Origin of the sequence: Campylobacter sp. 2457A, from assembly GCF_020135895.1 — a bacterium.
Taxonomy (GTDB): Bacteria; Campylobacterota; Campylobacteria; order Campylobacterales; family Campylobacteraceae; genus Campylobacter_D; species Campylobacter_D taeniopygiae.
Window position 1 is genome coordinate 1 of record NZ_JACHTO010000043.1, and the last position, 5,081, is coordinate 5,081.

A 5,081-nucleotide genomic window follows, 5' to 3' on the forward strand; every position below is an offset into this window, starting at 1 on the left:
AGAAGAAAGTTTAAATATTAAATTAGAACTTAAGAAAGGAATTGTTTATAAGGATTATTATAAAATAGCTTAGATTTTAGGAGCATAAATGAAAAAACTTTTTTATAGATTTAATTACTTATTTAATACAAAATTAAAAAAAATAGTTTGGATTATAGCTATATTATTTATAGTATATAAAATACTTTTTTATACTGAAATTAAAAATGGTTATGTAAAAGTGACTTTACGTCCTATAGTAACACTTAATCAAGAGGGTTATTGTATAAAAGAAGGTAGAAGATTAAGCCAAAATGAATTATTTGAAAGAGCTACTAAAGATTGGCTTGAAAAACTTTATAATCAAGCACATGATCCACTAGTTATGAATGCAGATGGAGATTGGCTTGATATCACTAATTGCTATTATTCAAGCAAAGAAAAAGCAAAGAAAGGTTTAAATTGTCAATTTTACAGCAACGGCAAACAATTTGGTATCGATGATATTGCAAAACAAATTGATCTTAATAAAAGCCAAGAAGAAAATATGCAAAAAATGATGCAAGGTTTTAGCATTGTAAGGCCTTTTGAGGAGGAAAAAATTTTAACAGATGATTTAGAACTTAAATATTCTTTACTCTTAGAAGACAGGTTAGGTGATTTTACTTTTATCCCTTATGATATTAGATTTATTGTCGTTGGTGGCGATACTGGCTATTATTCAAAATTTGGTTATTCTGTTTTTGCTTTAATGATACAAAAATATTTTATTGAAAACGACCATGACTTTAAATTTAAAAAAGGCACTATAGAATATTGGAAAAATAAAGATAATAAAAACAATCATGAATATATCTATTATCCCATTACAAATTGTGGCGAAGTTGAAATGCGTTATGACTTTGATCCTCCTGGATTATATTATCAATTATTTCATGATATGCAATGGAGGGATAAATGGCATCGTTAAATTTAAAAGGCGATTATGGAATAGAAATTTTATCTTATTATCTTTGGGGCAAAGCACACCACCAAGTGATTTAGCCAGAAAAGATAACCGTGTGCTTATAGGTAAAGATTATCAAGCAAGAGATGAAAAAGAAATAATCATACAAGCTTCAGCACTTGATTATATGAAATATGTAGATAGATATACCAATGCTACAAATTTCGGAATATTTCGAAATTTTTTCATAGGACAAACTTGGGGAAAATATTGTGTAAGATTATATACGGATAAAGAATGTTCTAAAACTTCAAAAGAAGTAAAAACCAAAGAAGATCAAAATAAAAAAGATAAAAAATAAAAAAGAACAAAGTATCATTAAGGATAATTTATATCTTTATAGTATCAATGAGAAGAGAATTAAATGAACAAACCTTTTTATAAACTTAAAAGATTTATATACCTTGTGTTGTGCTTATAACAATATTTGCTATACTTGTAAAATTACTTTATTCTCCTTTATGCACGATTTACTGGAACATTTATTATTATCCTAAAGAAAATCAAGAACGTAAATTTTTTCAAAAAATAATTCTAAATCCAACTCCTAAAGATATGATTAAAATTGTAGATGATTATCAACCTAAATTAGAAGATTTTAAAGACTTAAATGCAAAAGGTTATTTTTGATTTTAAGGTAGCTAAATTCTTTGGATTTGAGGATAGGTATTATCAAGCTTTCATTCAATACGCCTTAATATCTACTACATCAATAAGAAAAGAACAAGCCTATTTTAAATATCTTAATTTTATAAGTGACATCAATTCCACTTCAAAACAAAAATACTTAACCCTAAGAGTTTCTACTAAAGATTTAGAAAAACAAATCTTTGAAGAAAAACTTAAATTTATAAAACATTATGAAGAAATTTATGATTATTTAGATAGTATAGGCTATTTAGACAAGGGGCTTGGTATAAAGGCTTATCAAATATGGAAAATTTATTATATATGTATCCTTTTTAAATCTTAATTCCAAAATATGTTCTTTTGCAGGTAGAAACCTAATGTTTGAAAAAATGAAAAAAATTTAATAATTTAGATTTAAATTTAACTTCTAAGATTCCTAGTATAGCTAATAAGAATTGGGAGAATGAATTGAAAAATTTTTCTAACTCAGCTTATATTTAATAAATAAAATTCAAAAGGCTTTAAATGAATGCAAATGAAAACAATGCTACTATTAACATTGAAGAAAGTATAAAAGAAGCTTTAAGAGAGGGGCAAGAAGCCGTAGAGAGTAGTAAGAAAACCGATGGAGAAATCAATGTCCTTTTATAAAGAATGTGAAGTTTGTAAAACAAAAATCAATAAATTGCAAAATGTATCAAATATATTTTTATTAGGTTTTGGCAAAGAATTAATTTGTAAAAAATGTACAACTAAATATAAAACGAATTCATTATTTATTTTTTTTGTATAGTATTTTTAATGATATTTTAATTTTATTTATATTGTGGCATTATTTTATGAATTTACTAGAAATTTTTCATTTAAGCACAAGTTTAAAAATAATTTTTTCAATTATTTTTTATTTATTTTATAAAATTGTTTTGGTATATTTTATATATCTAATTAGAGTAAAGGATAGGCAAAATGTCCAATAAGACTATCTTACAACATATTAATGATTTAGTAAATGGTATATTTGATTCTACAGTTATAACAGCTTTGGAATTGGGACACTTTGTAATAAAAATTATTGGAATCGAAAATATAATTTTAGACGACGATACAAAACAAGATGAGACTATTGAACAAGCTGAAGTCTTTTATAAGGCTATTAAACTTATAATTTTAAATGATAAAATTAGAGAAAAAACATTTCAACTATTAAAACAAGACATTCAAGAGCGACCATTATATTATATTGGAAGCATTGTTGGATCAAGCGCCATAGTTTCTTTAATCAAAAAACCAACACAAAAAATTATTTATTTTGGTGCAAATAAAGTTCAACAAGCATTTAATCTTTCCAACAATGAACCCTACCCCTACTATAAAAACATACAAAATTCTTTTATTCCTTTATGCTCCATAGATAATAAAAACAGCAATTTATTAAAAGAATTTAATTTTGATAGTTTCTCTTGTAATTTTTATAACAATAGTATTTTTAATCAAAGTCTTAAGTACATAAATAATATACAAGATGAAAAAGATTATATCAATGGGTATAAAATATTTTTAGAAAATCTTAATCATTTTAGTCAAGAATATAATAATTATAAACTTATGTGTATACAAGTAATCAATAATTTAAAAATAGCCTATATACAAAAACTCTCTTTAGAAGATATTAATAGTATTAATATCAACTCAAAACCTTATCTTTTAAAAGCTTTATATTTTTGTGAAGATTATGCTTTATTTGATAAAAACCAACAAGCCTTATTTGATGAAAATACAATAAAAGAATTAGACTATAATTCTAGCTTTTATACTACTTTCATCCTCCATAAAACCAAACTAAACAATACCTATTTACAAGCAAGAAAAGAACTTTATAAAAGCATGAATGAATTTAAAAAGCTTGGTTTTAAAGATTTAGAAAATGCTTATGAACTTTATATCAATTCTTTAATTGCAAATGAAGAAATAAATAGTAAAGGTAAAACAATAAATGAATATAAAGAAATAAATAAAAATTCAAACAAAAATGAAAATTCAAATCAAGAAAATGACAATACAAACAATACAAAAGAACAAGATTTTAATCTTTTACTTGATAATGTTATAGTACAAAACAATCTTGTTTTTAAGGAGAAAAATATTGCTTAAGGTAACAAAAAGAATTTCTACTATAGTTTTTATTATACTAATTTCTATAATAATTATTAGCAATATTTATGACTTCATCCATGGAGCTTTAGAATTTAAAGAAGCTAAAGAAAACAAAGCGAGAGAAGATCTTAATACTTTGATTAAATGGAGTAAAAATGAGGGCAAAAAAGAATTAGAATTTGCAAAAAACTTATCCAAAGAAACCTATAATCAAGAAAAAGTTACAAAAATGATTATTGAAAATCTTAAGATGATGCAAACAGGTATTGAAAGTATGAAAACTTTAATTATCTTCAATATCACAGATGAGAATGTTGAACTTATGAGACAAGCAGGTCATGCTATAGAAAAATCAAATATGGATATCATACTCTATCTTTTAGATAGAGAAAAAACTTTTATAGGAAAAAAAACTTATTTTTCATTTGATAAGGAAAGATTTAATGCTCTTGAAGACTTTTTGTTATATTTAAATACTAATTTAGAAAATTTTTTAGAAAAAGGTTTTTTACGAAAACGTATTGATAGTTTCACAGTAGTTGAAATTGGAATGTATATCAACATGCTAATTGGACTTGATTATATATTTTCTATTCCATATCCTAGTGAATTTTCACAAGATTTTATGTGTGATTTGAATAATCCTAAAACCATAAGCATTTTAAAAGGTATGAATCAAATTAATCTTGCTGCTGATAAAGTTTTATTGTTTTTAAATCAAAAATCAAAAATATATACTGATGATGATTTAAAAGTAGACTTTAAAAAAATAATTAATGTTTTTCAACATTACAAACTTAATTCAAAACAAATCAATGAACTTAAAACCCTACAAACTAAATTAAAGGAATGTGCTAAATGAATAAAGAATTAGAAAAAGAATCATTAGTTAAAGAAGATTTAAATGAAACAGAAAAAGATTTACAAATTCCTTTAAAAGAAGCAGGTGTGGATGAGATAGGAGAAAGACTGCTTAAGGAAATCGAAGATGAAAATAAAACAGAAGATACTACCTCACAGCAAGATAAAATTCAAACTATGAAAGGTGCTACTGGATATCTGAGTGATGGAACAGATGCACTAAAACAAACTTTCAAAAAATTAGAACCCTACCTACTCCCTTTTAAAATCATCATAAAAAGAGCAGATAATACCCTTAGTGTAATTGATGCTTTAATAGAATACCAAAAGACAGGAGATGGCTTAAAAGTTATTGTAAAAATTGGCTCTGAAACTGTAGCTTCAAAGCTTTTTATAATAGGAGCAAAAATAGCAATTCAAGCAGCCATTTCTGCTTTTGTGGCAATAGCCA

7 protein-coding genes and 1 pseudogene are annotated in these 5,081 nt (G+C 24.7%); all 8 read left to right on the forward strand.

Going from position 1 to position 5,081, the window contains the following annotated elements:
* Positions 1-88: 88 nt before the first annotated feature.
* Complete coding sequence (locus H2280_RS08010) at positions 89-949, forward strand: hypothetical protein (protein ID WP_337216206.1); 861 nt, start codon at positions 89-91, stop codon at positions 947-949.
* Entirely contained in the window at positions 915-1,286 is a 372-nt protein-coding gene (locus tag H2280_RS08015) for a hypothetical protein (RefSeq protein ID WP_337216207.1), read from the forward strand. Before H2280_RS08010 ends, H2280_RS08015 begins: the two co-directional genes overlap by 35 nt.
* 110 nt (positions 1,287-1,396) lie before the next feature.
* Positions 1,397-1,615 carry a hypothetical protein gene (locus tag H2280_RS08020; protein WP_337216208.1) on the forward strand — a complete coding sequence of 73 codons (219 nt, stop codon included), beginning with the start codon at positions 1,397-1,399 and terminating at the stop codon, positions 1,613-1,615.
* A complete protein-coding gene (locus H2280_RS08025; protein WP_337216209.1) occupies positions 1,596-1,958 on the forward strand; it encodes a hypothetical protein in 363 nt (120 codons plus the stop codon). Before H2280_RS08020 ends, H2280_RS08025 begins: the two co-directional genes overlap by 20 nt.
* A 182-nt stretch (positions 1,959-2,140) precedes the next feature.
* A complete protein-coding gene (locus tag H2280_RS08030) occupies positions 2,141-2,266 on the forward strand; it encodes a hypothetical protein (RefSeq protein ID WP_337216210.1) in 126 nt (41 codons plus the stop codon).
* Positions 2,267-2,581: 315 nt separating this feature from the next.
* Positions 2,582-3,766 (forward strand): hypothetical protein, encoded by a 1,185-nt coding sequence (locus tag H2280_RS08035; RefSeq protein ID WP_337216211.1) that lies wholly within the window; start codon positions 2,582-2,584, stop codon positions 3,764-3,766.
* Complete coding sequence (locus H2280_RS08040; RefSeq protein WP_337216212.1) at positions 3,759-4,631, forward strand: hypothetical protein; 873 nt, start codon at positions 3,759-3,761, stop codon at positions 4,629-4,631. The genes H2280_RS08035 and H2280_RS08040 overlap by 8 nt, the downstream gene beginning before the upstream one ends.
* A pseudogene (locus H2280_RS08045) lies at positions 4,628-5,081 on the forward strand (hypothetical protein); the annotation flags it as partial. The gene H2280_RS08040 and the pseudogene H2280_RS08045, both read left to right, overlap by 4 nt.

Coding starts and splice junctions, on each gene's coding strand:
- H2280_RS08010 (WP_337216206.1), top strand. CDS start 89: ATGAAAAAACTTTTTTATAGATTTAATTACTTATTTAATACAAAATTA.
- H2280_RS08015 (WP_337216207.1), top strand. CDS start 915: ATGATATGCAATGGAGGGATAAATGGCATCGTTAAATTTAAAAGGCGA.
- H2280_RS08025 (WP_337216209.1), top strand. CDS start 1,596: ATGCAAAAGGTTATTTTTGATTTTAAGGTAGCTAAATTCTTTGGATTT.
- H2280_RS08030 (WP_337216210.1), top strand. CDS start 2,141: ATGAATGCAAATGAAAACAATGCTACTATTAACATTGAAGAAAGTATA.
- H2280_RS08035 (WP_337216211.1), top strand. CDS start 2,582: ATGTCCAATAAGACTATCTTACAACATATTAATGATTTAGTAAATGGT.